This is a genomic window from Mycolicibacterium rhodesiae (genome assembly GCF_002086695.1).
GTDB classification, from domain to species: domain Bacteria; phylum Actinomycetota; class Actinomycetes; order Mycobacteriales; family Mycobacteriaceae; genus Mycobacterium; species Mycobacterium rhodesiae.
Map to the genome: position 1 here is coordinate 214,028 of NZ_MVIH01000001.1, position 24,897 is coordinate 238,924.

Annotated in this window: 25 protein-coding genes; 18 read left to right on the forward strand and 7 right to left on the reverse strand. The window is 66.6% G+C overall.

The genetic code is table 11. The features are described 5' to 3' along the window. The first annotated feature begins 73 nt into the window (after positions 1-73). The gene (locus BST42_RS01055; RefSeq protein WP_036339254.1) at positions 74-724 is read left to right on the forward strand and encodes a response regulator; all 651 of its coding nucleotides are present in this window, start codon (positions 74-76) and stop codon (positions 722-724) included. After that, positions 721-1,929 (forward strand): GAF domain-containing sensor histidine kinase, encoded by a 1,209-nt coding sequence (locus BST42_RS01060; RefSeq protein WP_083116713.1) that lies wholly within the window; start codon positions 721-723, stop codon positions 1,927-1,929. Before BST42_RS01055 ends, BST42_RS01060 begins: the two co-directional genes overlap by 4 nt. A gap of 2 nt (positions 1,930-1,931) precedes the next feature. Here the strand turns inward: BST42_RS01060 and BST42_RS01065 are convergent, their stop codons facing one another. Continuing rightward, entirely contained in the window at positions 1,932-2,993 is a 1,062-nt protein-coding gene (locus BST42_RS01065; protein ID WP_083116714.1) for an AraC family transcriptional regulator, read from the reverse strand. Between the two features lie 201 nt (positions 2,994-3,194). Between BST42_RS01065 and BST42_RS01070 the strand changes: the two genes are divergently transcribed. The 10 genes from BST42_RS01070 (at position 3,195) to BST42_RS01115 (ending at position 12,939) form a co-directional block, all read left to right on the forward strand. Next, the gene (locus BST42_RS01070) at positions 3,195-3,731 is read left to right on the forward strand and encodes a DUF1641 domain-containing protein (protein WP_083116715.1); all 537 of its coding nucleotides are present in this window, start codon (positions 3,195-3,197) and stop codon (positions 3,729-3,731) included. An 82-nt stretch (positions 3,732-3,813) separates the two neighbouring features. Next, on the forward strand, positions 3,814-4,785 hold the full coding sequence (locus BST42_RS01075) for an NADH-quinone oxidoreductase subunit B family protein (protein WP_036339240.1): 972 nt from the start codon (positions 3,814-3,816) through the stop codon (positions 4,783-4,785). Between the two features lie 54 nt (positions 4,786-4,839). After that, the gene (locus BST42_RS01080; RefSeq protein ID WP_083116716.1) at positions 4,840-6,447 is read left to right on the forward strand and encodes a nickel-dependent hydrogenase large subunit; all 1,608 of its coding nucleotides are present in this window, start codon (positions 4,840-4,842) and stop codon (positions 6,445-6,447) included. 104 nt (positions 6,448-6,551) lie between these two features. Next, positions 6,552-7,313: a hydrogenase maturation protease gene (locus BST42_RS01085; protein WP_083117219.1), complete on the forward strand. Its 762-nt coding sequence runs from the start codon at positions 6,552-6,554 to the stop codon at positions 7,311-7,313. A gap of 5 nt (positions 7,314-7,318) precedes the next feature. After that, positions 7,319-7,564 carry a hypothetical protein gene (locus BST42_RS01090; protein ID WP_083117220.1) on the forward strand — a complete coding sequence of 82 codons (246 nt, stop codon included), beginning with the start codon at positions 7,319-7,321 and terminating at the stop codon, positions 7,562-7,564. A 106-nt stretch (positions 7,565-7,670) separates the two neighbouring features. Then, the gene (locus BST42_RS01095; protein WP_276010063.1) at positions 7,671-8,843 is read left to right on the forward strand and encodes a tetratricopeptide repeat protein; all 1,173 of its coding nucleotides are present in this window, start codon (positions 7,671-7,673) and stop codon (positions 8,841-8,843) included. Continuing rightward, positions 8,827-9,717, forward strand: coding sequence for a NifU family protein (locus tag BST42_RS01100; protein WP_083116718.1), 891 nt, complete (start codon positions 8,827-8,829; stop codon positions 9,715-9,717). The genes BST42_RS01095 and BST42_RS01100 overlap by 17 nt, the downstream gene beginning before the upstream one ends. Further along, positions 9,714-10,892, forward strand: a complete 1,179-nt coding sequence (locus tag BST42_RS01105; protein WP_083116719.1) for an NHL repeat-containing protein — start codon at positions 9,714-9,716, stop codon at positions 10,890-10,892. Before BST42_RS01100 ends, BST42_RS01105 begins: the two co-directional genes overlap by 4 nt. Next, a complete protein-coding gene (locus tag BST42_RS01110) occupies positions 10,889-11,725 on the forward strand; it encodes a hypothetical protein (protein WP_083116720.1) in 837 nt (278 codons plus the stop codon). Before BST42_RS01105 ends, BST42_RS01110 begins: the two co-directional genes overlap by 4 nt. 11 nt (positions 11,726-11,736) lie before the next feature. Then, the gene (locus BST42_RS01115) at positions 11,737-12,939 is read left to right on the forward strand and encodes a cytochrome P450 (RefSeq protein ID WP_237159152.1); all 1,203 of its coding nucleotides are present in this window, start codon (positions 11,737-11,739) and stop codon (positions 12,937-12,939) included. A gap of 19 nt (positions 12,940-12,958) precedes the next feature. Here BST42_RS01115 and hypB read toward each other — a convergent pair whose 3' ends face one another. Both hypB and BST42_RS01125 read right to left on the reverse strand, forming a co-directional pair. Beyond that, positions 12,959-13,762, reverse strand: a complete 804-nt coding sequence (gene hypB, locus BST42_RS01120; protein ID WP_083116721.1) for a hydrogenase nickel incorporation protein HypB — start codon at positions 13,760-13,762, stop codon at positions 12,959-12,961. Between the two features lie 24 nt (positions 13,763-13,786). After that, positions 13,787-14,122, reverse strand: coding sequence for a hydrogenase maturation nickel metallochaperone HypA (locus tag BST42_RS01125; protein WP_083116722.1), 336 nt, complete (start codon positions 14,120-14,122; stop codon positions 13,787-13,789). A 258-nt stretch (positions 14,123-14,380) separates the two neighbouring features. Here BST42_RS01125 and hypF point away from each other — a divergent pair, with 258 nt between their 5' ends. From hypF to hypE, 4 genes are read left to right on the forward strand one after another with little or no spacing between them, the layout of a single operon-like run. Then, positions 14,381-16,711, forward strand: coding sequence for a carbamoyltransferase HypF (gene hypF / locus BST42_RS01130; protein WP_083117222.1), 2,331 nt, complete (start codon positions 14,381-14,383; stop codon positions 16,709-16,711). Then, on the forward strand, positions 16,684-16,959 hold the full coding sequence (locus BST42_RS01135; protein WP_083116723.1) for a HypC/HybG/HupF family hydrogenase formation chaperone: 276 nt from the start codon (positions 16,684-16,686) through the stop codon (positions 16,957-16,959). Before hypF ends, BST42_RS01135 begins: the two co-directional genes overlap by 28 nt. Then, complete coding sequence (gene hypD / locus BST42_RS01140; protein WP_083116724.1) at positions 16,956-18,056, forward strand: hydrogenase formation protein HypD; 1,101 nt, start codon at positions 16,956-16,958, stop codon at positions 18,054-18,056. The genes BST42_RS01135 and hypD overlap by 4 nt, the downstream gene beginning before the upstream one ends. A gap of 31 nt (positions 18,057-18,087) precedes the next feature. Then, a complete protein-coding gene (gene hypE / locus BST42_RS01145) occupies positions 18,088-19,155 on the forward strand; it encodes a hydrogenase expression/formation protein HypE (protein WP_110918422.1) in 1,068 nt (355 codons plus the stop codon). Positions 19,156-19,201: 46 nt separating this feature from the next. Here hypE and BST42_RS01150 read toward each other — a convergent pair whose 3' ends face one another. Genes BST42_RS01150 through BST42_RS01165 form a run of 4 tightly spaced genes read right to left on the reverse strand, consistent with a single transcriptional unit; the run spans position 19,202 to position 23,074 of the window. Then, positions 19,202-19,861, reverse strand: a complete 660-nt coding sequence (locus BST42_RS01150) for a GntR family transcriptional regulator (protein ID WP_083116726.1) — start codon at positions 19,859-19,861, stop codon at positions 19,202-19,204. A 44-nt stretch (positions 19,862-19,905) separates the two neighbouring features. Continuing rightward, positions 19,906-20,895 carry a transketolase family protein gene (locus tag BST42_RS01155; RefSeq protein ID WP_083116727.1) on the reverse strand — a complete coding sequence of 330 codons (990 nt, stop codon included), beginning with the start codon at positions 20,893-20,895 and terminating at the stop codon, positions 19,906-19,908. Beyond that, positions 20,892-21,731: a transketolase gene (locus BST42_RS01160; protein WP_083116728.1), complete on the reverse strand. Its 840-nt coding sequence runs from the start codon at positions 21,729-21,731 to the stop codon at positions 20,892-20,894. The genes BST42_RS01155 and BST42_RS01160 overlap by 4 nt, the downstream gene beginning before the upstream one ends. Continuing rightward, on the reverse strand, positions 21,731-23,074 hold the full coding sequence (locus tag BST42_RS01165) for an MFS transporter (protein ID WP_083117223.1): 1,344 nt from the start codon (positions 23,072-23,074) through the stop codon (positions 21,731-21,733). The genes BST42_RS01160 and BST42_RS01165 overlap by 1 nt, the downstream gene beginning before the upstream one ends. A gap of 203 nt (positions 23,075-23,277) precedes the next feature. Here BST42_RS01165 and BST42_RS01170 point away from each other — a divergent pair, with 203 nt between their 5' ends. Beyond that, positions 23,278-24,108, forward strand: coding sequence for a sugar phosphate isomerase/epimerase family protein (locus BST42_RS01170; protein WP_083116729.1), 831 nt, complete (start codon positions 23,278-23,280; stop codon positions 24,106-24,108). Positions 24,109-24,127: 19 nt separating this feature from the next. After that, complete coding sequence (locus tag BST42_RS01175) at positions 24,128-24,895, forward strand: SDR family NAD(P)-dependent oxidoreductase (protein ID WP_083116730.1); 768 nt, start codon at positions 24,128-24,130, stop codon at positions 24,893-24,895. The last annotated feature ends 2 nt before the right edge of the window (positions 24,896-24,897 follow it).

The following is a 24,897-nucleotide window of genomic DNA, read 5'->3' on the forward strand; positions in this document are numbered from 1 at the left end:
TTTCTAGGGAATTGACAGGTGTCGAACGGCATTGCGGTCCGGTGGGCGTGGTTGCGGCACTACGGTGTTGTCCATGACGGTGCGGGTGGTGCTGGTCGACGACCACGAAATGGTCATCGAGGGCCTCAAGGCGATGCTCGCGCCGTTCGGCGATCGTGTCGAGGTGGTGGGCGAGGCAGTAGGGGCCGAGAAGGCCATGGCCGTCATTGTCGACCTCCAGCCCGACATCGTGTTGTGCGACGTGCGGATGCAGGGTGCCAGCGGTCTGGACCTGTGCCGGGAGATCCGTAAGCGCGATCCCCAGCGCAAGGTCATCCTGCTCTCGGTCTACGACGACGAGCAGTACCTTTTCCAAGCCATGCGGGTCGGTGCATCGGGCTATCTGCTCAAGGGCATCAGCAGCGATGAGCTGGTACGCCAGCTGGAAGGTGTGCACGCGGGCTCGACCGCGATCGATGCCGGGCTGGCCGCGCGGGCAGCGGAGACCGCGGCGCGGCTGCAGAGTGACCAGTTCTGGCCGGGCGCCCGGCACGGCCTCACCCAGCGCGAGAGCGAGATCCTGTCGCTGGTGGTGACCGGGCTGTCGAATCGGGGGATCGCAGGCAAGCTGGTGATCGGCGAGGAGACCGTCAAGACCCACCTCAGCTCCATTTATCGCAAGCTGGGAGTCAGTGACCGCACCAGCGCGGCGGCAACAGCCTTGCGGGAAGGCATTTTTCGATGAGCAGTCGCTCCGGCGGCGTCAGCCCGCACGCCGTACACGGTCTGGTCGACGCCGACCGGGAGGTCGCTCTGCTGCTGGACATCATCGCCGCGACGTCGAGCGGGCCCGAGGTGGAACCGATGGCTGCAGCGGTGGCTCGGATGATCACCGCGGCGACCGCATCCGATGTCTGCTTCGTGCATGTCCTGGACGACACCGACCAGTCGCTGACGCTGGCCGGTGCCACCCCGCCGTTCGACGAGCAGGTCGGCCGCATCCGGATGCCGCTGGGATCGGGCGTCTCCGGGTGGGTCGCCAGCCATCGGGAACCTGTGGTGATCGTCAGCGACAAGGAAGCCGATCCGCGTTACGTCCCGATTGCGGCGTTGCGCGGCAAGGACTTTGCCTCGATGGCGTCGGTTCCGATGGAAACCGAGCCCGGCGGTCTGGTGGGGGTGCTCAACGTGCACACCATCGAGCGGCGTGATTTCACCGCGCGCGACATCGAGTTGCTCCTCGTCATCGGCCGGCTGATCGCCGGCGCGCTGCACCAGGCCCGACTGCACCGTCAGCTGTCGGCACGGGAACGCGCGCACGAGAATTTCGCCGAGCAGGTGATCGCCGCTCAGGAGAGCGAACGCCGCCGGCTGGCCGGCGACATTCACGACGGCATCTCGCAGCGTCTGGTCGGACTGACCTACCGGCTGGACGCGGCGGCCCGTGCGGTTGACGACCTGGATCAGCCGGCGGCCGCCGAGCAGCTGGAAAAGGCCAGGGATCTGGTCGATCTCACGCTGGCCGAGGCCCGGTCGGCGATCGGCGGGCTGCGGCCGCCGGTCCTGGACGATCTGGGTCTGTTGGGGGGCCTGGCCAGCCTCGCCACGTCGATCCCCGAGGTCGACCTGGACCTGCACCTGGCCGACGAGCGGCTGCCCGAGCACATCGAGGTTGCGCTGTATCGCATTGCGCAGGAGTGTTTTCAGAACGTCGTCAAGCATTCTCGTGCGTTGGTCGCCACCGTCACCTTCACGGTGCGCGACGGGGTGGCCCGACTCGAGGTGGTCGACAACGGGGTGGGATTCGAGACCGGACCGGTTTCGTCGTCAGCTGGTTACGGCATGCTCTCGATGGCTGAGCGTGCCGAGCTGGTCGGCGGCACCCTGACCGTCAGGTCGCGCCCCGGGGTTGGGACCACCGTCACGGTGAGCATCCCCGTCGAGGGCTGAAGTCAGCGGCGAAGCGTGCCCGAAGGGGCTTCGCCCCAACGCTTTCGGTATTCGACGGCGAAACTGCCGAGGTGGTTGAAGCCCCACCGCTCCGCCACCTGCGTCACCGTAACGCCGTCGGCGGGGATGGCGTCGGTCAGTTCCTCGTGCACCCGTTCCAGGCGGCGTTCCCGCACGTAGGTCATCGGTGTCATCCCCAGCTCCTCGCGGAACCCCTGCTGAATCGACCGGACGCTCATGTGCACGGCCTTGGCCACCGACTCCATGGTGATCCGCTCCGCGAGGTGGTCCTCGATGTAGCTCATGGCGTTCTGCACGACGGCGCGGCGCTGGTCGGGCTGGGCCGGCGCCAAGAATTCCGCGTGATAGTTCGACGGTTGCAGATGCAGCAGGCTGCTGATCACGAAGTCCTCGACCGCCCCGATGCCCTGCCCGCGCTGGATCAGTGAACCCTCGTGGAACACCTCGGTGTGGATCAGCTGCACAGCGGCGTGCCATCGCATGGCGGCTTCGGTGGCCATGTCGAACTCCGGATCGAACACCAGCGGGCGGTCCAGCGCGCGACCGAGCAACCGGGTCAGATGAGCGTCCAGCGCTCGCTCCTCGATCCGGATGATCAGCTGTGGCGAGTCGTGGTCGAAGGCCATCCGCAGCGACGCACCGGGGCTGCTCACCACGGAGCGGATGGTGTTGGCTTCGAAGGAGTGGGCGCGGTGCTCGACCAGCGCTCGGCCGTTCATCGGCATGTGGACCGCGTAGTGCGGGCCGACCATCGGAATCTCGACAGTCGCTGCGACGTGCAGGTCGAGGTAGAGCAGGCTGACGTTGCGCAGCCGGACGCCGTGCATGGTCGCCGCGAAACCGGTCGCGTCGTCGCCTGCGACGGTGAGGCGAAGCGGGCCCAGGGTTTTGGCGATCAGCCTCGACGCGGCTTTGACGTCTTCGGTGTAGAAGATCTCGTTGTCGGCCAGCGCCGGGGGAACGCCGCGGGAACGCACCTTGCGCCGGACCGGATTGCTGGTGCGCCGGACGTCGATATAGCCGAGTCGGGTGAGCCGTGACATCAGCGCCTACCCGGGTGAACGCGCCGCGGCGCAAGGGCCGCCGCTAGTTTCCATCGCAATCGATCCGCCAGCCTCTCAAACATCGGTCGCGCTTGAGCGCGGGTAATTGTTCGTAATTCTGACAGTCATTGCGCGAAAGCGATAGGCAGCCACGCTCCGGACGGCTACCTTCGGTTCAGGCCAAACTGCTGGGAGGTGCGCATGACAGCTAACGGGCAGGCGGTGTCAGTCACCCCAGCGGACACCCTCCGCGATCGACTCGACGACCCCCATGTCGCGGCCGCGCTCAACACCCTGCTCGACCACGCCGATGTGCTGGCAGTCCTGCTCGGCGGTCTCGATGGCTTCCTCAGTCGCGGCGACACCATCACCGACTCGGTGTCGGCCGCGGTCGCGGAGTTGCGCGGCGCCTCGGCGGCGGCGGTGGTCCCCGGTGCTGATGCGCTCAAGAGCGTCGACCTGCAGAGCCTCGCCACCAGTCTGGCGTTGCTGTCGGGCTCGGTCGTGACCGCCGCACCCGCGCTGACCACCGTGCTGTCCTCCGGGCTGACCGATCCGGAAACCGCTGCGGTGCTGGCCTCCATCGGCGATGCCCTCGGCGACGGTAAGGCCGGTGCGGCGAATCCCCCCAAGGGCGTCTACGGGCTGTGGAAGGCCACCAAAGACCCCGACTTCGCCCGCGGTCTCGGCTTCCTCATCGCCGTCGCCACATCCTTCGGCCGCCGGGTGAACCGGTAGTGGCCGCCTGTATCTCGCTCGTGCGCTTGACCATCGGTCACTACCGGCCTGGCCTCCGGGCCGCTCTCTGAGAGGAGTTCGAATGGCTTCTGTTCTGTGGTTTCAGGGAGGTGCGTGTAGTGGCAACACGATGTCTTTCCTCAACGCGGAGGAACCCAACGTCGTCGACCTGATCGTCGACTTCGGCCTTGATCTGATCTGGCACCCGTCGCTCGGTCTGGAACTCGGCAAGAACGCCCAGAAGGTGTTTTGGGACTGCGCCAAAGGTGAACGGCCCCTGGACATCTTCGTCTTCGAGGGCACCGTCATCGAAGCTCCCAACGGCACCGGGCGGATGGACATGTTCGCCGACCGGCCGATGAAGGACTGGGTCACCGACCTGGCCGGCGCCGCTCAGATCGTCGTGGCGATCGGCGACTGCGCCTGCTGGGGCGGCATCCCCGCGATGGAGCCCAACCCGTCGGCCTCGACCGGTCTTCAGTTCCACAAGCGGGACAAGGGCGGTTTCCTGGGGCCCGACTTCCGCTCGAAGATGGGACTTCCCGTCATCAACATTCCGGGCTGCCCCGCGCATCCCGACTGGATCACCCAGATCATCGTGGCGCTCGCCACCGGACGCGCCGGTGACATCGCCCTCGACGAGCTGCACCGGCCCGAGACATTCTTCAAGACGTTCACCCAAACCGGCTGCACCCGTGTGCAATTCTTCGAGTACAAACAGTCGACGATGTCCTTCGGTGAAGGCACTCGAACAGGCTGCCTGTTCTACGAGTTCGGCTGCCGCGGACCGATGACGCACTCGCCGTGCAACCGCATCCTGTGGAACCGGCAGTCGTCCAAGACCCGCGCCGGCATGCCGTGCCTGGGCTGCACAGAGCCAGAGTTCCCGCACTTCGATCTGGCGCCCGGAACGCTGTTCAAGACCCAGAAGGTCGGCGGGGTGATCCCCAAGGAAGTGCCGGAGGGATCCGATCACCTGACGTACATGGCGCATGCTGCGGCCGCCCGTATCGCCGCGCCGCAGTGGTCCAAAGAGGACATGTTCGTCGTCTAGGCCCACCGAAACCGCCAGCCCTGGTTCAGCTCTCACCTCTTGGAGGACCATCTCATGACCGCGCTCGACCTTTACGTCAGCCCACTGGGCCGTGTCGAGGGTGACCTCGATGTCCGGGTCACGATCGACGACGGCGTCGTGACGTCGGCGTGGACGGAGGCCGCGATGTTCCGCGGCTTCGAGATCATCTTGCGGGGCAAGGACCCGCAATCCGGTCTCGTCGTGTGCCCCCGCATCTGCGGGATCTGCGGCGGCAGCCATCTGTACAAGTCGGCCTACGCCCTGGACACCGCGTGGCGCACCCACATGCCGGCGAACGCGACGCTGATCCGCAACATCGCGCAGGCATGCGAAACGCTGCAGTCGATTCCCCGCTACTTCTATGCGCTGTTCGCGATCGATCTCACCAACAAAAACTACGCCAAATCCAAGATGTATGACGAGGCGGTTCGCCGCTTCGCGCCCTACGTCGGTACCAGTTACCAACCCGGAGTGGTGCTTTCGAACAAGCCGGTCGAGGTATATGCGATCTTCGGTGGGCAGTGGCCGCATTCGAGCTTCATGGTGCCCGGCGGCGTCATGTGTGCGCCCACCCTGTCGGACGTGACCCGTTCGATCGCGATCTTGGAGCACTGGAAAGACAACTGGCTCGAAGGCCAATGGCTGGGCTGCAGCATCGACCGCTGGCTGGAGAACAAAACCTGGGACGACGTTCTGGCCTGGGTCGACGAGAACGAGTCCCAGTACAACAGCGACTGCGGCTTTTTCATCCGCTACGCCCTCGACATCGGCTTGGACAAGTACGGCCAGGGTGTGGGCAACTACATCGCCACCGGTACCTACTTCGATCCGACGCTGTACGAGAACCCCACCATCGACGGCCGCAACGCGGCGCTGATCGGCCGGGGCGGGATCTACGCCAAAGGCCAGTGGTACGAGTTCGATCAGGCCAACGTTCGCGAGGATGTTGCCCATTCGTTCTACGAGGGCAGCACGCCGCTGCACCCGTTCGACGGGGAGACCATCCCGGTCGACCCCGAAGAGGGCAGGAAGCAGGGCAAGTACAGCTGGGCCAAGTCGCCGCGCTATGCCGTCGGAGACCTGGGCACGATTCCGTTGGAGGCGGGGCCGCTGGCCCGCCGGATGGCCGCAGCAGGCCCGAACGCCGGACCGCATCAGGACAACGATCCGCTCTTCGGTGACATCTACAGCAAGATCGGCCCCAGTGTGTTGGTGCGCCAGCTCGCCCGCATGCATGAGGCGCCCAAGTACTACAAGTGGGTGAAGTCCTGGCTCGACCAGCTGGACCTGAAGGAGAGCTTCTACACCAAGCCCGTCGAATACGCCGAGGGCAAGGGCTTCGGCTCCACCGAGGCGGCCCGCGGATCGCTCAGCGACTGGATCGTGCTGGAAGACAACAAGATCAAGAACTACCAGGTCGTCACCCCGACAGCGTGGAACATCGGGCCACGAGACGGCAACGAGGTCCTTGGTCCCATCGAGAAGGCGTTGGTGGGTTCACCGATCGTCGATCCCGACGATCCGGTCGAGCTCGGACATGTGGCACGCAGCTTCGACTCCTGCCTGGTGTGCACCGTGCACGCCTACGACGGCAAGACAGGCAAGGAGCTCTCGAAGTTCGTCATCAACGGAATGGTGTGATCCCGGCGGTCGAGCCTGGGGCACACGACTCCCACAGCAACCCAGGCGGTTCCGATATCAGCAACCCCTCGCTCGATATCGGGCCGCCTGGGTGTGCGGTTCTGGTGGTGGGCTGCGGCAACCTGCTGCGTGGCGACGACGGGGTCGGACCGGTTCTGGTCCGGCATCTCTGGGAGCGGGGCGTGCCCGCGGGCGCTCGCCTGGTCGACGGCGGCACCGCGGGCATGGATGTCGCGTTCCAGATGCGCGGCGCCGAGCGGGTCGTCATCGTCGATGCCTCGGCGACCGGCGCAACGCCAGGGACCATCTACCGCGTCCCCGGCGAGGAGCTGGCCGACCTGCCGCCCCTGCAGGGCTTGCACACCCACTCGTTCCGGTGGGATCACGCCATCGCCTTCGCACACTGGGCGCTGGCCGATGCCTGCCCCAGCGATATCACGGTGTTCTTGATCGAGGCGGGTGGCGTCGAGCTGGGCGCTGACCTTTCCGAGCCGGTGCAGGCCGCGATGGAGCAGGTGATCGACGTTCTCGAGCGGGATTTTCTGGGGCCGTTGCGACCTCCGGGGGACGACGACATCTCGGTGCAGTTCACCGACGACGGATATCTGCGCCTCGATGCGGCGTTGGCGGCCAGCCGATTTCCCTCCGATACCGTCGCGGCGATGGTGCGCGGCGACGATCTCTGGTTGTTCCCGCTGCGCGGGCCTCGCAGCGGCGGGTTGCTACTCAAACAGCGCAACCCCGCGGGCGACCGGTCCCTGCTGATCCGTGAAGTGCTGTCGGATCACCTCGTCACCGGCGTTCATCGGGCATTCTGGGACGATGCCCAACAGGCGTTGCGGATTCCGCTGGAGTCGGCGCGGTGATCGTGATGTGTGACGAGCCCCGGCCGAAGACCGCCGTCCGCAAAGGAAGCTCCTCCGACGAGGCTGTGGATGTGCAGACCGTCGTCGTGGAGGAACGGGGCCGGTGGGCGGTCGACATCGTCGTCGTCTTCGCCGACGGGGTGGTGCGCAAGCGGATCGACACCCATCACACCAAGGCTCGCGCCGAACTGTCGGCCCGACTGATCAAACGCGCCGCCGAGCGCGATATCCGCGGGCCCATCCACGGATGACGGGAGACGAGCAGTGACCGCCCTTGCCAACACCGAACCGGTGGACACCGACATCCTTGCGGTGCGACCGCAACCGCTCGGAGCTTTCCCACTCCCGCTGGGATACATGCTGATTCCGGCATCCGCTGACACCGAGGACGCCCGCACCGCACTGCTCGCAGGCAACGTACCGCAGTGGCCCGCGGCGCTGCGGGCACACCAGCTGGCACTGGCCGGTGACCGTGACGGCGCGCTGGAGGCGCTGAACGGGGACGATCCGGTCAGCCGATACAACCGTTTCGTGATGGACCCGGATGGTGACGACCCCGCGGAATTGCGCTCGTTGTTGGGCGATTTCGGAGTTCTCGTCGATGTCGTGCTGTTCGCTGTGGGCCGCTCGGACGTCGCGCCGGAGTTGGGCTCGGCCGGCGCCGAGCTCGCGGCCCTGGTGTTGTCGACCCAGGCCAGTAGCGCGTTCAATGACGGCGACGCGGCCCGGGCCACCGCGTTGCTCGACCAGGCAGCCGACGAGGCGGCAGCGGTGTCCAAGCCGCTGTACGGGGTGCTGCTCGGTGCGGCAGCGTCGATCGCCGCTCACGGCGGCCATCCTGATGCCGTCCGGCGTTTCGAAACGGCGCTGAAAGGTCTCGAGGGCGCTGACGGTCTGCGCGTCGCACGGGCCGAACTGCACCTGAACCTGGCGGGGCTGTTGCACGAACAGGCGCCGGAGCGGCCCGAGCTGTTGGCAGCTGTTGTGCCGCACTATCATTCGGCACTGCAGCTGGTACTGCGCGAAGAGGCCCCGTTGCTGTGGGCGTCGGCGCACGCCAACCTGGCGACCGCCTACCTCACCATGCCGATGACGGAGGCCTCCGGCCAGCTGCGATTGGGAATCGCGGCGCAGTCGCTGCGCTCGGCGCTCAAGGTGTACACCCGCGAGGACTACCCCGAGCAGTGGGCCAGCGTGCAGCTCAATCTGGCGAACTCGCTGGTGTACACCCCGTCCAAGCACCAGGCCGACAACCTGGTCGAGGCCGTCGAACTGTACGAAGCGGTCCTCGACGCGCGCAGCCGGGACAGCGATCCGCTGGGCCGGGCCAGGGTCCTGGCCAATCAGGGCAACGTGTTGGCGCATCTCGGTTCCTTCGACCAGGCCAAAGCCAAACTGTACGAAGCCCGGTTCCTGTTCGAGGAGCTCGGCGACGGCGACTCGGTGCGTGCGGTGCGCGGCGTACTCGACGAGATCGCCCGACAGGTCACACTGGGCAGAACGGACGGCAGCGATGTCGACGACCACTGAACGGCCGGTCACCGAGCCGACTTTCGAAGATCTCGCCAAACGTGTCGACGACGCGGTCGCCGCGCTGGGTGGCCTGGATCCCTCGGCGCGCGCGGTTGCCGAGGAGCTCAAGGCGGCGATCGAGCAGATCCATCGTGCCGGGCTGGTGACCATGGTGCGCCGGATGCGGTCCGACGACCCGGCGCGGGACGTGTTGTTCGACTTGGTGGACGATCCGACCGTGCATCTGTTGCTGTCATTGCATGGGATCGTGCGCCCTGATCCGGTCACCCACGCCAACCAGGTACTGGCCTCGGTGCGTCCGCAACTGCACAGCCATGGCGGCGACGTGGCCTTGGTTCGGGTCGACGAGGGCACGGCGTACGTCCGCCTGGAGGGCGCGTGCAACGGCTGTTCCATGTCGGCGGTGACGCTGCGCACCCTGGTCGAAGAGGCTCTGGTGCAGGGTGTCCCGGCGATCTCGGCGGTGGAGGTGTTGCCGAATGAGCCGACACCGACACTGATTCCGGTCGAGGCGCTGCGGATCGGGCGTGACCCTGCCGGTGAGGGCTGGGTCGAGGTGGGCCCGGCCGCTGATCTGGCCGTCGACGATCTGTCGCCGCTGAGCGTGACCGCGGCCAACGGTGAGCGCGCCGACGTGATCGTGGTCAATGCGGGCCTGCGACTGTCGGCCTACCGCAATGAGTGTGCGCACGAAGCACTTCCGCTGGACAACGCAATACTCGACCTGGGCAGCAACACGCTGACCTGTCCGTGGCACGGCTTCTGTTATGACGCGACGTCGGGGGAGTGTCTCAGCGCCCCCGGCGCCCAGCTGGAACAGCTGCCGTTGCGTGTGGACGACGGTGTCGTCTGGGTGCGCGTCGGCGGATGAGCCGCTACACCGTCCGGCACAACGTGAGCGGATTGGGCACCCGCGTCGACGTGACACCCGACGTCGATCGCAGCGGGGGCTGGTCGCCTGCGCTGTGGCTGGGCGCACCCGCGCCGGGCGGGCTGGCACTTCCACCGGCGAAACCGTCCTTGTCCTGGATGTATTCACCACGCGGCGTCTTCCTCGGCGACCGGCACCTGGTGGTGGCCGATTCGGGAAACCATCGCGTCCTGATCTGGCATGGAATACCCGAGGACGACGAGCAACCCGCCGATGTCGTGCTCGGCCAACCGGACGGTGAGTCGGAGGGCCGCGCGGCCGGCGGCCGCGGTCCGGAACGCGGAATGAATCTGCCGACCGGTGTTCTGGTGCACGACGGCCGGCTCGTCGTCGCCGATGCCTGGCATCACCGGATCCTGGTGTGGAACACCGTGCCGCAGACACCTGACGTGGCACCCGACCTCGTGCTCGGCCAGCCCGACGCCGCCTCGGTGGCGGAGAACCGCGGCGGTGAATGTTCGGCGTCGACCCTGTACTGGCCGTTCGGCATCGGCATGGTCGGCTCCGCGTTCTGGGTTGCCGACACCGGCAATCGCCGGGTTCTCGGATGGCGCAACGGGATACCCGAACCCGATCAGCCCGCCGATGTCGTGCTGGGCCAGCCCGACGCGGCCACGCGGGAGGAGAACCGCGGTGGCCCCGTCGGCCCGGCCTCATTCCGTTGGCCCCATGACATCACCGGTCGCGAGGACCTGCTGGTGGTCGCCGATGCCGGCGATCACCGGTTGCTGGGGTGGTCACCTCCGCCGCAGGCCGACCGGGACGCCGATTCCGTGCTCGGCCAGCCGGATTTCACCAGCGCGCTCGAATGGCCCTATGGACCGCACACGTCGGATCGGCTGCGCTTCCCCTATACGGCGTGCCTCGACGGCGAGCGGCTGGCCGTGGCTGATACCGCCAACAACCGGATTCTGTTGTGGGACGGCATGCCTGCTGATGGACGCGGCGCCGATCACGTGCTCGCTCAACCGGATTTCGGCTCCAACGGCGAGAATCGGTGGACCTCGGTGCAGCGCGACACACTCTGCTGGCCCTACGGCTTGTCGCTGCGCGGGGACACGCTGGCCGTCGCCGACTCCGGGAACAACCGGGTGATGATCTGGCGGCGGCCTTGAGACCACGAATCATCCAGGGAGACGACCAGATCGGGTTCTTCTGGTCGACACCGACAGGCACTCCGACGTCATTGCAGGCCCTGGTCACCGTCGACGACGAACCCGACCGGTTGCTGGCCACCCACCTCGAGGCGCTCGACGATGCGCTGATCATCGCCGCGGGCCGCTTCGGTGAGATCTTGGGCGGCGGGCGCCCACCCGCCGGTGCCGACGAACGTGACGGCCTTGTCGAGCTGTACCGAACCCTCGACCGGCTGTGCCTCGAATTCGCGACGGCACAGGAGATGACCGGCGTCGGCGTTGATCTGCGGGCCGGAAAGATCGTCGGCACGGCCGCCTTGTTCTCGATCCGGGCACGCCTTCCGCTGGACCTGCTCGGGCCCGCGCCTTTCGATGGCGAACTCGACGATCCGTCCATCGGGGTCATCGGCGGCTTCGGCGAGTTCCATTACGTCGATCCCGAGACGCCGTGGAAGGGCGGCCGTTGGGTGGTCCGCACCGAAGCGGGCCAGCGCTTTCCGCTCACTCTTGCGATGCTGTTCTTCGACAGCTCCGGGGTCAACAAGGATGCCGCACGCAAGGAGCATCGCGACGCATTGCAGGCGGTGGTCGCGGCGGCACGGTCGCCGGATGCCGATCCGTTGACGGTGAGCTGTGCGGTGGACTGGCTGCTCTACGATTGGCTGATGGCGCACCGCGAAGACCCTGACAGCGCTGAGATCGTCTTTCCCAAAGGATACGAGGACGACGCCGCCTTGGTGGTTTCGGCTGCAGCAGTGTCGGTTTCGGCCCGGGCAACGTTCGATCCCGGCCTGCTCGGGCCCATCGCGTGATCGCGTGTCCGGTGGACCCGGCAGAGTTCTTCAGCGCGGAAGCCATCCAGGATCCCTACCCGCTGTATGCGAAGTTGCGCTCCGCAGGGCCGGTCCATCAGGTCGGTGACTCGGGCTTCTATCTTGCCTGCTCGTGGCCCGCGATCACCGATGTCGCCGCGCGCCCACAGGACTTCTCGTCGAACCTCACCGCGACGATGACCTACACCACCGACGGCGGGGTGGTGCCGTTTCCCATGGACGGCGTCGGGGGCGCCACCCACATCCTGGTCACCGCGGACGACCCGGTGCATGCTGTCCACCGCAAGCTGGTGCTCTCGCAGTTCTCGGCCAAAGGTGTTGCCGCCCTGGCTCCGTTGATTCAGGACGTCTTCGAACAGCAGTGGGCGGCAGGCGTTGTCGACGGTCGCATCGACTGGATGGACACGGTGGCCAACCGATTGCCCATGATGATCGTGGCTCGCCTCATCGGGGTGCCCGATGTCGACACCGAGCGTTTGGCGCACTGGGGGTGCGCGACAACTCAGCTGCTCGACGGTCTGATGTCAGCAGACGAACTTGCCGCCTCGATGACGGCGATCGCCGAACTGTCCGGCTACATCGCCGATCACCTCGGGCGGGCCATCGCCGACCCGCGCGATGACCTGATCGGTGAGTTGGCCAGGGCCTGTCGCGGCGGTCGGCTCAGTGAGTTCACCGCACAGCTCATCCTGGTATCACTGTTCAGTGCCGGTGGCGAATCCACCGCGTCACTACTCGGGACGGCGGTGTCGGTGTTGGCCGGGCATTCTGAGCTCCAGGAGCAGCTTCGCAACAGTCCCGAACTGTTGGGTGGCTTCATCGAAGAGACCTTGCGGCTGGAACCGCCGTTTCGGGCCCACTACCGTCACGTGTTGCGGGACACCGATCTCTGCGGCGTCCGACTGCCTGCCGACTCCCGGGTCCTGTTGCTGTGGGGCGCGGCCAACCGGGATCCGGAGCACTTCGAGGCACCCGACGAATTCCGGCTCGACCGGCCGAACAGCAAGGCACATCTGTCGTTTGGCCGGGGTGCCCATTTTTGTCTCGGGGCGCCGCTGGCGCGGCTGGAAGCCACCACCGTCCTGCGTTTGATGCTCGAGCGCACGACGTGGATCGATACCGTCGACGTCGGTCCGTGGTTGCCCAGTGTTCTGGCGCGGCGGCATTCGTCTCTGGAACTCGCCGTGCGTTGAGAGCGCCGACGCGGCCGGCTCAGAGCGCGGTGGTCGTTGCGGACGCGAAGCGCCGAATCCACTCGAACCAGGCCGCCATGCCCTCGCCGGTGCGGGCACTCACCGGAAGGATCGTCGCCGTCGGATTGACCTCGCGAACCCGCGAGACGTAGGTGTCGACATCGGCATCCAGGTGGGGCACCAGGTCTATCTTGTTCAGCAGCACGATGTCGACGGACCGGAACATGACCGGGTATTTCAGCGGTTTGTCCTCGCCTTCGGTCACGGAGTACACCATCGCTTTGGCGTGCTCGCCGACGTCGAACTCCGCGGGGCACACCAGATTGCCGACGTTCTCGATGATCACCAGGTCCAGCAGGCGCAGGTCCAGGCCCTGTAGCGCGCGGTTGACCATCGGGGCATCCAGGTGACATTCGCCACCGAAACCGTTGTTGGTGTTGAGCAGCGATATCTGTGCGCCGCGGCCGCCGAGCTTGGCGGCGTCGAGGTCGGTGGCGATGTCGCCCTCGATCACACCGACAGCGAGGTCGTCCGCCAGTTCGTCGAGGGTGGCGGCCAGTACCGTCGTCTTGCCTGAACCCGGTGAGCTCATCAGGTTGAGCGCCCGGATTCCGTTGCTCTCGAAGGCCGTCCGGTTGATGTCGGCGCGGGTGTCGTTCTCGGCGAAGATGTGTTCGAGTACCTCGACCCGCTGCGAGCCGGTGACATAACCGCTGTGGTCGCCGTGGTCATGGTCATGGTCATGGTCATGGTCGCCGTCGTCATGGGAAAGATGCTCGTGGCTGTGTACGGTGCCGTCGTCGTGACGATGAAACCTACCCATGCCGACCACCTTTCGCTCCGCAGGTCATGTCACGTCCAGTGAGGTGACCAGGAATTCGTTGCCTCGAACGATGTCCACCTCGGTGCTCTCACACTGCGGGCAGGACACCGTCCAGCGGGAGGCGATCTCCGAACGCTGTCCGCAGTTGCGGCACACCACCTCCGCGGCGACGAACTCGAGCTCCAACTCGGCCTCCGGCATGCTCTCGTGATCGCGGACCAGCGTCCAGCAGAACGACAGTGAGTCGGGCACCACCTGCCGCAGCGCGCCGATCTGCACCCGCACCACATCGACACGGCGGCCGGCCGCGTATGGCCGCACCACCCCGGCAATCGCATGGCACAGCGACAATTCGTGCACTGTCGATCTTTCCGTTTTCGGAGTCGGGCAGGCCTGCACCCTACAGCCCCCCGCGGCCGCAGCCGAGGGCCTTTTGGACGGAAAAACGCAGACTTTCGCTGCGAGATTGTGATTGTGGACCCAGCACCGCGGGATTAGCGTGATGGTGATCTACCCGCGTGGACAGCCCATCGGCGCGAGTGGCCTTCATCTGCTCAGGAGGTTCATGAGCATCGACTTCCGCCGGCGGTGTCCGGGGCCCGAGATGACGGCGATCCGATGACGGTGCGGGTTCGTCTGGATATCGCCGGCGTCGTGCAGGGCGTAGGTTTCCGTCCGGCGGTCGCACGGATCGCGGCCGAATACCGCCTCGGTGGCTTCGTGTACAACGACGCGGGTTCGGTGCACTGTGAACTGGAGGGCCCCGCTGCCGACGTCGAGGCGGCGGTTCAGGCGATCCGGCACCGGAGCCCGCCGATGGCGCGGATCGACGACCTGTCCCGTCGGCCCCTGGAACCGCGCGGCGACAACGGTTTTGAGATCATCGGCAGCCAAAGCGGCGATGAGTCACGCACCCTCGTTCCACCCGACATCGCGGTGTGCGCGGACTGTCTGCGCGAAATGCATGACAGGGCCGACCGCCGTTACGGGCACCCGTTCATCACCTGCACGAACTGCGGGCCGCGCTACACCGTGATCACCGATCTGCCATACGACCGGCCCGCGACCACGATGGCCGATTTCCCGATGTGTCCGGCATGCGACGCCGAGTACCACGATCCACTCGATCGCCGCTACCACGCGCAGACGATCGCCTGCCCGGAGTGCGGGCCGCGGCTGAGCTGGCAGCCTGCCGACGGCTCGCCGGACGTCGATGACCCGATCGGCGCGGCGGTGGCCGCGCTGCGGGCCGGGCTGATCGTCGCGGTCAAGGGGATCGGCGGCTTCCACCTGGCCTGCCGCGCCGACGATGCGGCCGTCGTCGCCGAACTGCGCCACCGCAAGAACCGGCCGGCCAAGCCCTTCGCGGTGATGGTCGCCGATCTGGAGGGCGCCCGCGAGATCGGGGTAGTCGACGAAGCGGCGGCCGCCGCCTTGATCGCGCCGTCGGCGCCCATCGTGTTGGTCACCGGCCGGCCGGGCACGGTAGCCGACGATGTCGCGCCGGCCTTGGCCGACGTGGGCGTGATGCTCGCCTACTCGCCGGTGCATCACCAGTTGTTCGATCGGATCGGCCGGGTTCCGCTGGTGATGACGTCGGCGAACCAGGGCGGGTCGCCCATCGTGTTCCGCGATGACGACCTCGGCTGGATCGACGGGCTTGCCGATGCCGTGCTCACCCACGACCGGCCCATCCACGTGCCGTGCGAGGACTCGGTCGTCATGATCGACGACCGCGGTGCGCATGTGCCGCTGCGGCGCTCGCGCGGATACGCCCCGCTGCCGGTGACGGTGCCGGGCCCGCTCCCGGAACGGGTCATCTTCGCCACCGGCGGCGACCTGAAGACCACCTTCTGTCTGGTGGGTGCCGACGGGCATGCCCACATGTCCTCCCATCTGGGTGACATGGCCGACCCGAGGACCCAGGGGTGTTTCGAAGCGGCACTGGACCATCTGGCGTTCATGACCGATCGCACGCCGGACGCGATCGCCTGCGACCTGCACCCGGGTTACGCCACCACCGCATGGGCGCGGCGCTGCGCCGGGGGCCGGCCCGTCATCGCCGTCCAGCACCATCACGCACACGCCGTCTCGCTGCTCGCCGAACACCGCCGGCTGGGTACGCCGGTCATCGCCGTCGCCTTTGACGGCACGGGCTACGGCACCGACGGCACCATCTGGGGCGGCGAGCTGCTGGCGATCACCGATGCCGCCCGCTTCACCCGGGTGGGCCACGTTCGCGAATTCGCGTTGCCCGGCGGGGACGGCGCCGTGCGCAATCCCAGCAGAATCGCGCTGGACCTAATGCACCGTGCCGGCATCGAGTGGACCTGCGACCTGCCGCCGGTGGCCGCGCTCGACGAGACCGCCCTGCACATCCTGCGTCAGCAGATCCCGCGCGGCCTCGGTTGCGTGCCGACCACCAGCATGGGGCGGCTCTTCGACGCGGTGGCCAGCCTGCTCGGCGTCTGCCAGGAGGTGAGCTACGAAGGCCAGGCGGCAGTGGAGCTCGAACACGTGGCTCGGTGCGGTGACCCGAGTCCATTGGACTTTCGTGTCGCCGACGGCGTCTTGGACCCTGCACCGGTGATCGCCGGGATCGCCGAGGGGCTGCGGCGCGGTACCGCGGCGGCCGATCTGGCGGCCGGCTTCCACGACGCGGTGATTCGCGCGACAGCGACGGCAGCCACCGGATGCGCTCGCGCGGCGGGGATCTCGGTCATCGGACTGACTGGCGGCGGGTTCGCGAATCGCCTTGTGCTGCAGGGTCTGCGGCAGACGCTGACCGCAGATGGCTTCGAGGTACTCAGTCACCGGGTGGTGCCCTGTAATGACGGCGGGCTGGCTCTCGGCCAGGCCACCATTGCCGCCGCGACGCTCGCCGACGGGCGCGCCCCGGCTGTATCGGAAAGGAACGGCGTATGTGCCTCGGAATTCCCGGCAAGGTGATCGAGATCTGGGAGGAAGCCGGCACCAAGATGGGATGCGTCGACTTCTGCGGCACCACCAAGACCGTGTGCCTGGCATATCTGCCCGACATGGAGATCGGCGAATACACGATCGTCCACGCGGGTTTCGCGATCACCCGGCTCGACGAGGCCTCGGCCAACGAAACGCTGCGGATGTTCCAGGAACTCGGTGTGCTCGATGAAGAACTCGGCGGCACCGAGGGACAGGGCAGGAGGGAGCCGGCATGAAGTATCTCGATGAGTTTCGCGATCCGGCTGCCGCAAGGACCCTGGTCGACGCGATCCGGCGCCGGGCCAGTCGCCCCTGGACGATCATGGAAGTGTGTGGCGGGCAGACACATTCGATCATCCGCAACGGCATCGATCAGCTGCTCGACGGTGCGGTCGAGTTCATTCACGGTCCGGGCTGCCCGGTGTGCGTCACCCCGCTGGAGATGATCGATCGGGCATTGGAGGTGGCTGCCCGCGACGACGTCATCTTCTGTTCGTTCGGCGACATGCTCAGGGTGCCGGGTAGCCGCCACGACCTGTTCAGCGTGCGCGCCCGCGGTGGTGATGTCCGCATCGTCTACTCGCCGCTGGACGCCACCCGGATCGCCGCCGACAACCCGGACAAGCAGGTGGTGTTCTTCGGCGTCGGGTTCGAAACGACCGCCCCCGCCAACGCCATGGCGGTGTTGCACGCCCAGCGGCTCGGTTTGACCAATTTCTCGGTGCTCATCTCACACGTTCTGGTCCCTCCCGCGATGACGGCCATCCTGAGCTCGCCCACCAACCGCGTGCAGGGCTTCTTGGCCGCCGGCCACGTGTGCAGCGTGATGGGCACCGCGGAGTACGGTCCGCTCGTCGAGAAGTTCGGAGTGCCCATCGTGGTAACGGGATTCGAGCCGCTGGACCTGCTCGAAGGTGTGCGGCAGGTGGTCGATCAGCTCGAATCGGGCACGGCCGAACTGCGCAACGCCTATCCGCGGGCGGTCAGCGACGCCGGCAACACGGTGGCGCAACAGACGCTTGCCGATGTGTTCACGGTGGTCGACCGGCAGTGGCGCGGGATCGGCATGATCCCGAAATCGGGGTGGGCGCTCTCGCCGCGCTACGCCGAGTTCGATGCCGAACTCAAGTTCGGCGTCGGCCACCTGCAGGTGAAGGAGTCGGCCGAATGTCACAGCGGCGAGGTGTTGCAGGGTCTGCTGAAGCCCAATCAGTGCCCGGCATTCGGAACGACGTGTACGCCCCGCACCCCGCTGGGCGCCACCATGGTGTCCAGCGAGGGAGCGTGTGCGGCGTATTACCAATTCCGACGGCTCGAGACCGCTCATGTCTGATCCGGCGGGCAGGAGCGAAGCGACTCGGGGAATGGACACGGTCGGAATCGATCCGTCGGATTGGTTCTGTCCGTTGCCATTACGCGAGACCAAGCGGATAGTGCTTGGCCACGGCGGCGGCGGCATCCTGTCCGAGGAGCTGATCGAGAATCTGTTCCTGCCTGCGTTCGGCTCGGCGGGCGGGCCGTCCCGCGACTCCGCGGTGCTCGCGGTCGATGGCGGGCGCATCGCATTGACCACCGACTCCTATGTGGTCAACCCACTGTTCTTCCCGGGCGGCAACATCGGCGATCTGGCGGTCAACGGCACTGTCAATGACCTGGCGTGCAGCGGCGCGCAGCCGATCGGGCTGACGGCGGGTTTCATCCTCGAGGAGGGCCTTGAGGTCGAGGTGCTCGGGGTCATCGCCCAGACGATGGGCAAGGCGGCCGCCGAGGCGGGGGTGGGCATCGTCACCGGTGACACCAAAGTCGTCGGAAGGGGCAGTGCGGACGGGCTTTTCATCAACACCGCAGGGGTCGGCGTGGTGCCCGACGGTGTGCGGATCGGACCCGAGCTGGCTCGCCCCGGCGATCACGTGATCGTGTCGGGCAACATCGGCGAGCACGGTGTGGCGATCATGAGCGTGCGCGAGGGTATCGACTTCGGCACGACGGTGACGACCGACAGCGCGCCGTTGCACCAATTGGTGGCCGCGATGCTGGCGGCGGTCCCCGACCCCGGCGCCGTACATGTGCTGCGCGATCCGACCCGAGGTGGGCTGGTCGCATCCGCGGTCGAGATCGCCCGCACCGCCGGTGTCGGCGTCGAACTCGACGAGCAACGCATCCCGGTGCCGGATACGGTCGCCTCGGCGTGCAGTTTCCTCGGGCTAGATCCGCTCCAGGTCGCCAACGAGGGCAAGCTGGTGGCTTTCGTCGATCCCGCGCACAGCGATGCTGTGTTGGCGGCCATGCGATCCCGGCCCGAGGGGGCGGGGGCGGTCGTCATCGGCCGGGCTGTCGAGGAGCATCCGGGCATGGTGGTGGGGCGGACCCCCTTCGGTACCACCCGGGTCATCGAACGTGAACTGGGCGAGCAACTTCCGAGAATCTGCTGAGCGGCTGACGCCGAATTGCTGTCCTTCTTCCGTCGGTAGCGAGGTCTCAGGCCACCAGAACCGAAGCGGCGCCGGTCATGTGTTCCTGCACCGCGGCAGCCGCACGCTGACCGTCGCCCGATTCGATGGCATCGACGATGTCGTGGTGGCGCCTGGCGTTCATGTTCTTGATGGCCCGGTCCACACCGGCGAACATGATCGACATCCGGATGCTGCCTTCCAGCGAGGACCACTGATGCAGCAGAGTCTCGTTGCCGGTCAGCTGACACATGGTCCGGTGGAAGCGCAGATCCGCTTCGATCCGGTCTTCCAGATTGGATGCGGCCCACTTGTCCATCTCATCGACGGCGTGCCGCAACGTCGCCACTGCCGCGTCGCGATCGGGCAGCGCGGCCAGTTCGCGGGCGGCCAGCGCTTCCAATGCGGCCCGGACTCCGAAGATGTCGCGAATTTCCTTGGCGTCGAGGTGACGCACCGACAGCCGGCCGCGTGGGCCGGAGGAGATCAGGCCTTCCTGCTGAAGCTGCCGCATCGCCTCTCGCAGCGTTCCGCGGCTGATCTGCAGTGCCTCAGACAGTTCCGTCTCCACCAGGTGGGTCCCCGGTGTCAGCTGGCCGGTGGTGATGGCCCGTCGCAGTGCGGTGAGCGCCTGCTCGCGCAGGCTGGTCTTCTCCAGGCGCAGCAGCGACGTCGGTTCCACGGACATCAGGCGCCTCCCAGCTGTCAACATATGTTTGTCAACAGTGAATCCTACAGCCGGTCCAGCACGGTGGCGACGATCTTGTCCGTCGACAGGCCGTACCGGTCGTGCAGGGTCGGCAGTGCGCCGGCCGCCAGGAATTCGTCCGGCAGTGCGATCGGAGTGATCTGTGTGCCCAGTCCGCGTCGTACCGCGGCCGAGGCCACCGTTTCGAAGAGTCCGCCGACGACCGTGTGGTTTTCGCAGGTGACGACAAGCCGGTCGGTATCGACTTGGGCCAGAACCGTTTCGGCGTCGAACGGTTTGATGGTCGGGGTGTGCACCACCGCGACGTCGACCTTGTGGGCGGCGAGCCGGTCGGCAGCCTGCAACGCCCGCATGGTCATCAGGCCGCTGGCGATCAGCACCACGTCTGCGCCGCCCCGGAGCACCTTGGCCTTGCCGAGTTCGAATCGGTAGTCGTATTCATCGAGCACGGTGGGCACGTTGCCGCGCAGTAAGCGCAGGTACGTGGGTCCGGGGTGGTCGGCGAGTTGGGGGACCGCCTGTTCGATGTCGACGGAGTCGCACGGGTCGACGATCGTCAGGTTCGGCATCCCCCGAAAGATGGCGATGTCCTCGGTGGCCTGGTGTGACGGGCCGTATCCGGTGGTGAGCCCGGGCAACCCGCCGACGACGTTGACGTTGAGATCGGGTTCGGCGATGTCGAGGCAGATGAAGTCGTAGGCACGTCGCGCGGCGAACACCGAGTAGGTCGAGGCGAAGGGAATCAGGCCCGTCTCGGCCATCCCCGCCGCCGCACCGAACAGCAGCTGTTCGGCCATCCCCATCTGGAAGAAGCGGTCGGGGAACTCGTTGGCGAAGATGTGCATGTCGGTGTACTTGCCGAGATCGGCAGTCAGTCCGACGATCCGATCATCGGCTCGGGCCGCCTTCACCAGCGCGTGGCCGAACGGTGCCGGCGCCGTCTTCTGGCCCGGGTCGGCGAACGACGCGATCATCGCCGAGGTCTTCAACTTCTGCGGTGCCGCGGTGGTCATGCCGGAACTCCTTCGTAACCTGCGGTCAGCTGATCGCGGCAGATCTGCCATTCGTCAGCGTCGATCCGCATGAAGTGGGCCTTCTCCCGGTTCTCGAGGAGTGCAACGCCCCGCCCGATCCTGGTGTCGCACAGAATGACTGATGGTTTGTCTGCGCTGACCTGATCGAACGCGGTCAGCAGTGCCGCGACGTCGTTGCCGTCGACGCGCTGGACGTGCCAGCCGCAGGCGGCCCACTTGTCGGCAACCGGTTCGGTGCGCAGAACACCCGCGGTGGGGCCGTCGGCCTGCAGGGCGTTGATGTCCACCATGGCAATCAGATTCGACAGCCCGTGATGAGACGCTCCCATCGCCGCCTCCCATGTCGAACCCTCGTCGAGCTCGCCGTCGGACAGGAAGTTGATCACCCTGGCTGTGTTGCCTTGATGGCGTAGCGCCAGCGCCATGCCCACGGCGACGGTCAATCCGTGTCCGAGCGAGCCACCCGAGATCTCCATTCCGGGTGTGTAGCTTGCCATTCCCGACATCGGCAGACGGGAATCGTCCGAGCCGTAGGTGGCCAGTTCGTCGACGTCCACGATGCCTGCCTCAGCCAGTGCGGCGTACAGGCCGATGGCGTAATGGCCGGTGGACAACAGGAACCGGTCCCGCTCACTCCACTGCGGATCGTCTGCACGGTAATTCAGTTGGTCGGCGTATACCGCGGCGAGCATGTCGGCGGCACCCAGTGCCTGACCGACGTAGCCCTGGCCTTGTGCCTCACCCATGTTCAGAGCGTGATGACGCATTCGGTAGGCGGCCTCGCTGACGCGCGTGATCCGGGTATCGGCAGCCATCACGCGGCCAGAGAGTGTCGAGCCGACGCATCGGCGGTCGCGGTTTCGGCTGCGCTGCGCTCGGTCGCCCCCCAGGTCTCGCGGGTGGCGATGGCGGCCACCAGGCCGATCGCGGCATAAGCGGAGAACAGCAGCGCGGGGCCGATCCAGCCGAAACCCTCATAGAGCAGCGTCGTGATGAACGGGGTGAACCCGGAGACCATGGCCGAAATCTGGTAGGCCAGTGAGGCTCCGGAGGCGCGCGTGTTGGCGGTGAACAGCTCGGGGAACCAGGCGCCCTGGGCGCCGGCCAACGCGTTCTGGCACACGCCGTATGCGATGACGAAGGTGGCGATGATGACGAGGAAGAAGCCGGTGTTGACGAGCAGGAACATCAACACGCCGAACGGGATACCGAACGCGCAGACCCAGATGTAGACGGGGCGTCGTCCCACCCTGTCGGTGAGCCGCGCCCACGCCATGGTGGCGAAGATGCCGACGAAGGACGCGATGCACAATGCCACAAGGGTTTCGGTCTTGTCGGCGAGTTGCGCGTTCTTCAGGTAGCTGATCATGTAGGTGATCGAGACTGCGTATCCAGCGGTCTCGGCGATGCGAAGCCCGATGCCGCGCAAAATGTTTCGCCAATCGGTCTTGATGACTTGGGTGATCGGGGACTTCACGATCTTGCCCTCGTCCTTGACGTCGGTGAAGACCGGGGACTCAGGCACCCGGGCGCGGATGATGAGCCCCACGATGACGAGCACGATGCTGGCCAGGAAGGGGACCCGCCAGGCCCAGTCGCCGCCGATGTGAACGCTGACCAGGAAGACGAGGTTGGCCAGCAGCAGTCCCACCGGGAAGCCGGCTTGCACGATGCCGGTGTAGCGGCCCTTCTGCTTCCACGGTGCGTGCTCGTAGCTCATCAAGATGGCACCGCCCCATTCGGCGCCGAATGCCAGGCCCTGGATGATGCGCACGGCAACCAGCAGAGCCGGGGCGAGCACGCCGACGGCCGCGTAGGTCGGCAGCAGGCCGATCGCGAAGGTGGCCAACCCCATGACGATGAGAGAGGCGACCAGCACCGGCTTGCGCCCCAGCCGGTCGCCGAGGTGGCCACCGATGATCCCGCCCAGCGGGCGCGCGGCGAAGCCGACACCGAGGGTGGCGAACGCCGCCAGCGTGCCGGCCACCGGGCTGGAGTTGGGGAAGAACGCGTGCCCGAAGTACAGCGCGGCGGCCGTCCCGAAACCGATGAAGTCATAGGTCTCGATGACGGCGCCCACTCCGGAGCCGATCGCAACCCGCTTGGCGTCCGGTGTGCCGTTCACCGGGCCCCGCATTCTCAGAGCGTCGTCGCTCATGCTGGTCATCCTTTCAAACTCCCGTCCCAGGTGGTCTTGAACAGGCCCTCCACATCACTGCTGACTGTCAACAGTGCGTCAGATCACTAGTGTGACCACGCCCACAACGGGTTGTCAACAGTCAACAACGATTGGATGTTGGTAGTTGACTGTTAACAGTCATCATCGCTACTGTGGTCGCCATCACATGGATTGGAGGTGACATGAGCGCCGCGCTCCACGGCCGTCTCGGCTGTTCGACCATCACTTTTCGGCACCAGTCGCTGCCGCAGGCACTGACGACGATCGCCGGTCTCGGCTTCACCGAGATCGACCTCGGCGCGCTGCCCGGCGTGTGCGATCACGTGCCATGGGTGCTCGACGATGCGGCCGTCGAACAGGTGGCCGCGACCGTGAATCGCTCCGGTCTGACGATTCGATCGATCAACGGCGACGTGGGTGATCTGAACGTCCCCCTCGATGGCGCACAGCGCTCAGCGAGGTCCCGCCACCTCGACATGCTCATCGCCCTCGCGGCAGTGACCGCGGCGCGCGCGCTGGTGCTGCCGTGCGGGGCGCTGGGCCACGAGCCGGTGGCAGGTCTCGATGCCGATCTCGACCGGGTTGCCGCCGAGCTGCATGCCGCCGCGGACACAGCGCGGGATTGCGGAGTCGAGCTGTGGACCGAATCCCTACATTTTCACCGGCTGTGCTTCGACATCGAACGTGCGCAGCAGCTTCACGACCGGCTGGGTGAGGACGTCGGGATCGTGATGGATTTCAGCCACATCGTCGCCTCCGGCGGCGACCCGGCCGACTTCGCCGGCCGATTCGGCACCCGTATCACGCATGTGCACATCCGAGATGCGGTGCCGGGCAACATCAATCTGTCCGTGGGCAACGGCGCGGTCGATTTCGGCCGCGGTCTCAAGGCGCTGGCCGACACCGGCTACAGCGGCCACTTCGCCCTCGAGCTGGAAACCCGCGACATCAGCGACGACGAGCGCCCCGCGGCGGCAGTCCGTGCGGGCCAGGTCATTTCCGAACTCATCTGAGAAGCACACAAGGAGAACCATGGACCAGAAGACCGCAGTCATCACCGGCGCCACCTCGGAAAAGGGAATCGGGGTGACCGTCGCTCAGCGCTACGCCAGTGAAGGCTGGGCCGTCGTCATCCTGGACCTGGACGGGGAGAAGTCGGCCAAGGTCGCTGCCGAGATCGGAAACCAGTTCGCAGTTCCGGCTTTTGGCCACGCCGTGGACGTCACCTCGGAGGAGTCGGTGACAGCCGCGCACGCAGCTGTGGCAGCCGAGGTGGCATCGGGCAACCTGCCTCCGGTCGGCGCATTGGCCAACATCGCAGGCATCACCTCCCCGGTGCCGTTTCTGGAGACCACCCTCGAGCTGTGGAACAAGGTGTTCGCCGTCAACGCGACTGGCACCTACCTGGTCACGAAGGCGTTCCTACCGGACATGATCGCTCAGGGCTGGGGCCGCATCGTGAACATGTCGTCGGTGTCCGCCCAGCGCGGTGGCGGCGTCTTCGGCAAGGTGCCCTACTCCTCGGCCAAGGCCGCGGTCCTGGGCTTCACCAAGGCGCTCGCCCGCGAGGTCGCCGACAAGGGCGTCACCGTCAATGCCGTGACGCCGGGCGCCGTCGACACCAATATTCGGGTTGGTTCGACCGATGAGCAGGAAGCGGCGTTGGCCGCGGCCATTCCGGTCGGCCGTACCGCGACCACCGACGAGGTGGCAGCCGTCTTCACTTTCCTGTCCAGCGCGGACGCCAGTTACCTCACCGGAACCACCGTTGATATCAACGGCGGCAGCCACATTCACTAGGT

Excerpts from the sequence above, each read along its gene's own strand:
- BST42_RS01055 (WP_036339254.1), top strand. The coding sequence starts at position 74 with ATGACGGTGCGGGTGGTGCTGGTCGACGACCACGAAATGGTCATCGAG.
- BST42_RS01060 (WP_083116713.1), top strand. The coding sequence starts at position 721 with ATGAGCAGTCGCTCCGGCGGCGTCAGCCCGCACGCCGTACACGGTCTG.
- BST42_RS01065 (WP_083116714.1), bottom strand. The coding sequence starts at position 2,993 with ATGTCACGGCTCACCCGACTCGGCTATATCGACGTCCGGCGCACCAGC.
- BST42_RS01070 (WP_083116715.1), top strand. The coding sequence starts at position 3,195 with ATGACAGCTAACGGGCAGGCGGTGTCAGTCACCCCAGCGGACACCCTC.
- BST42_RS01075 (WP_036339240.1), top strand. The coding sequence starts at position 3,814 with ATGGCTTCTGTTCTGTGGTTTCAGGGAGGTGCGTGTAGTGGCAACACG.
- BST42_RS01080 (WP_083116716.1), top strand. The coding sequence starts at position 4,840 with ATGACCGCGCTCGACCTTTACGTCAGCCCACTGGGCCGTGTCGAGGGT.
- BST42_RS01090 (WP_083117220.1), top strand. The coding sequence starts at position 7,319 with ATGTGTGACGAGCCCCGGCCGAAGACCGCCGTCCGCAAAGGAAGCTCC.
- BST42_RS01095 (WP_276010063.1), top strand. The coding sequence starts at position 7,671 with ATGCTGATTCCGGCATCCGCTGACACCGAGGACGCCCGCACCGCACTG.
- BST42_RS01100 (WP_083116718.1), top strand. The coding sequence starts at position 8,827 with ATGTCGACGACCACTGAACGGCCGGTCACCGAGCCGACTTTCGAAGAT.
- BST42_RS01105 (WP_083116719.1), top strand. The coding sequence starts at position 9,714 with ATGAGCCGCTACACCGTCCGGCACAACGTGAGCGGATTGGGCACCCGC.
- hypB (WP_083116721.1), bottom strand. The coding sequence starts at position 13,762 with ATGGGTAGGTTTCATCGTCACGACGACGGCACCGTACACAGCCACGAG.
- hypF (WP_083117222.1), top strand. The coding sequence starts at position 14,381 with ATGACGGTGCGGGTTCGTCTGGATATCGCCGGCGTCGTGCAGGGCGTA.
- BST42_RS01135 (WP_083116723.1), top strand. The coding sequence starts at position 16,684 with ATGTGCCTCGGAATTCCCGGCAAGGTGATCGAGATCTGGGAGGAAGCC.
- hypD (WP_083116724.1), top strand. The coding sequence starts at position 16,956 with ATGAAGTATCTCGATGAGTTTCGCGATCCGGCTGCCGCAAGGACCCTG.
- hypE (WP_110918422.1), top strand. The coding sequence starts at position 18,088 with ATGGACACGGTCGGAATCGATCCGTCGGATTGGTTCTGTCCGTTGCCA.
- BST42_RS01150 (WP_083116726.1), bottom strand. The coding sequence starts at position 19,861 with ATGTCCGTGGAACCGACGTCGCTGCTGCGCCTGGAGAAGACCAGCCTG.
- BST42_RS01155 (WP_083116727.1), bottom strand. The coding sequence starts at position 20,895 with ATGACCACCGCGGCACCGCAGAAGTTGAAGACCTCGGCGATGATCGCG.
- BST42_RS01160 (WP_083116728.1), bottom strand. The coding sequence starts at position 21,731 with ATGGCTGCCGATACCCGGATCACGCGCGTCAGCGAGGCCGCCTACCGA.
- BST42_RS01165 (WP_083117223.1), bottom strand. The coding sequence starts at position 23,074 with ATGAGCGACGACGCTCTGAGAATGCGGGGCCCGGTGAACGGCACACCG.
- BST42_RS01170 (WP_083116729.1), top strand. The coding sequence starts at position 23,278 with ATGAGCGCCGCGCTCCACGGCCGTCTCGGCTGTTCGACCATCACTTTT.
- BST42_RS01175 (WP_083116730.1), top strand. The coding sequence starts at position 24,128 with ATGGACCAGAAGACCGCAGTCATCACCGGCGCCACCTCGGAAAAGGGA.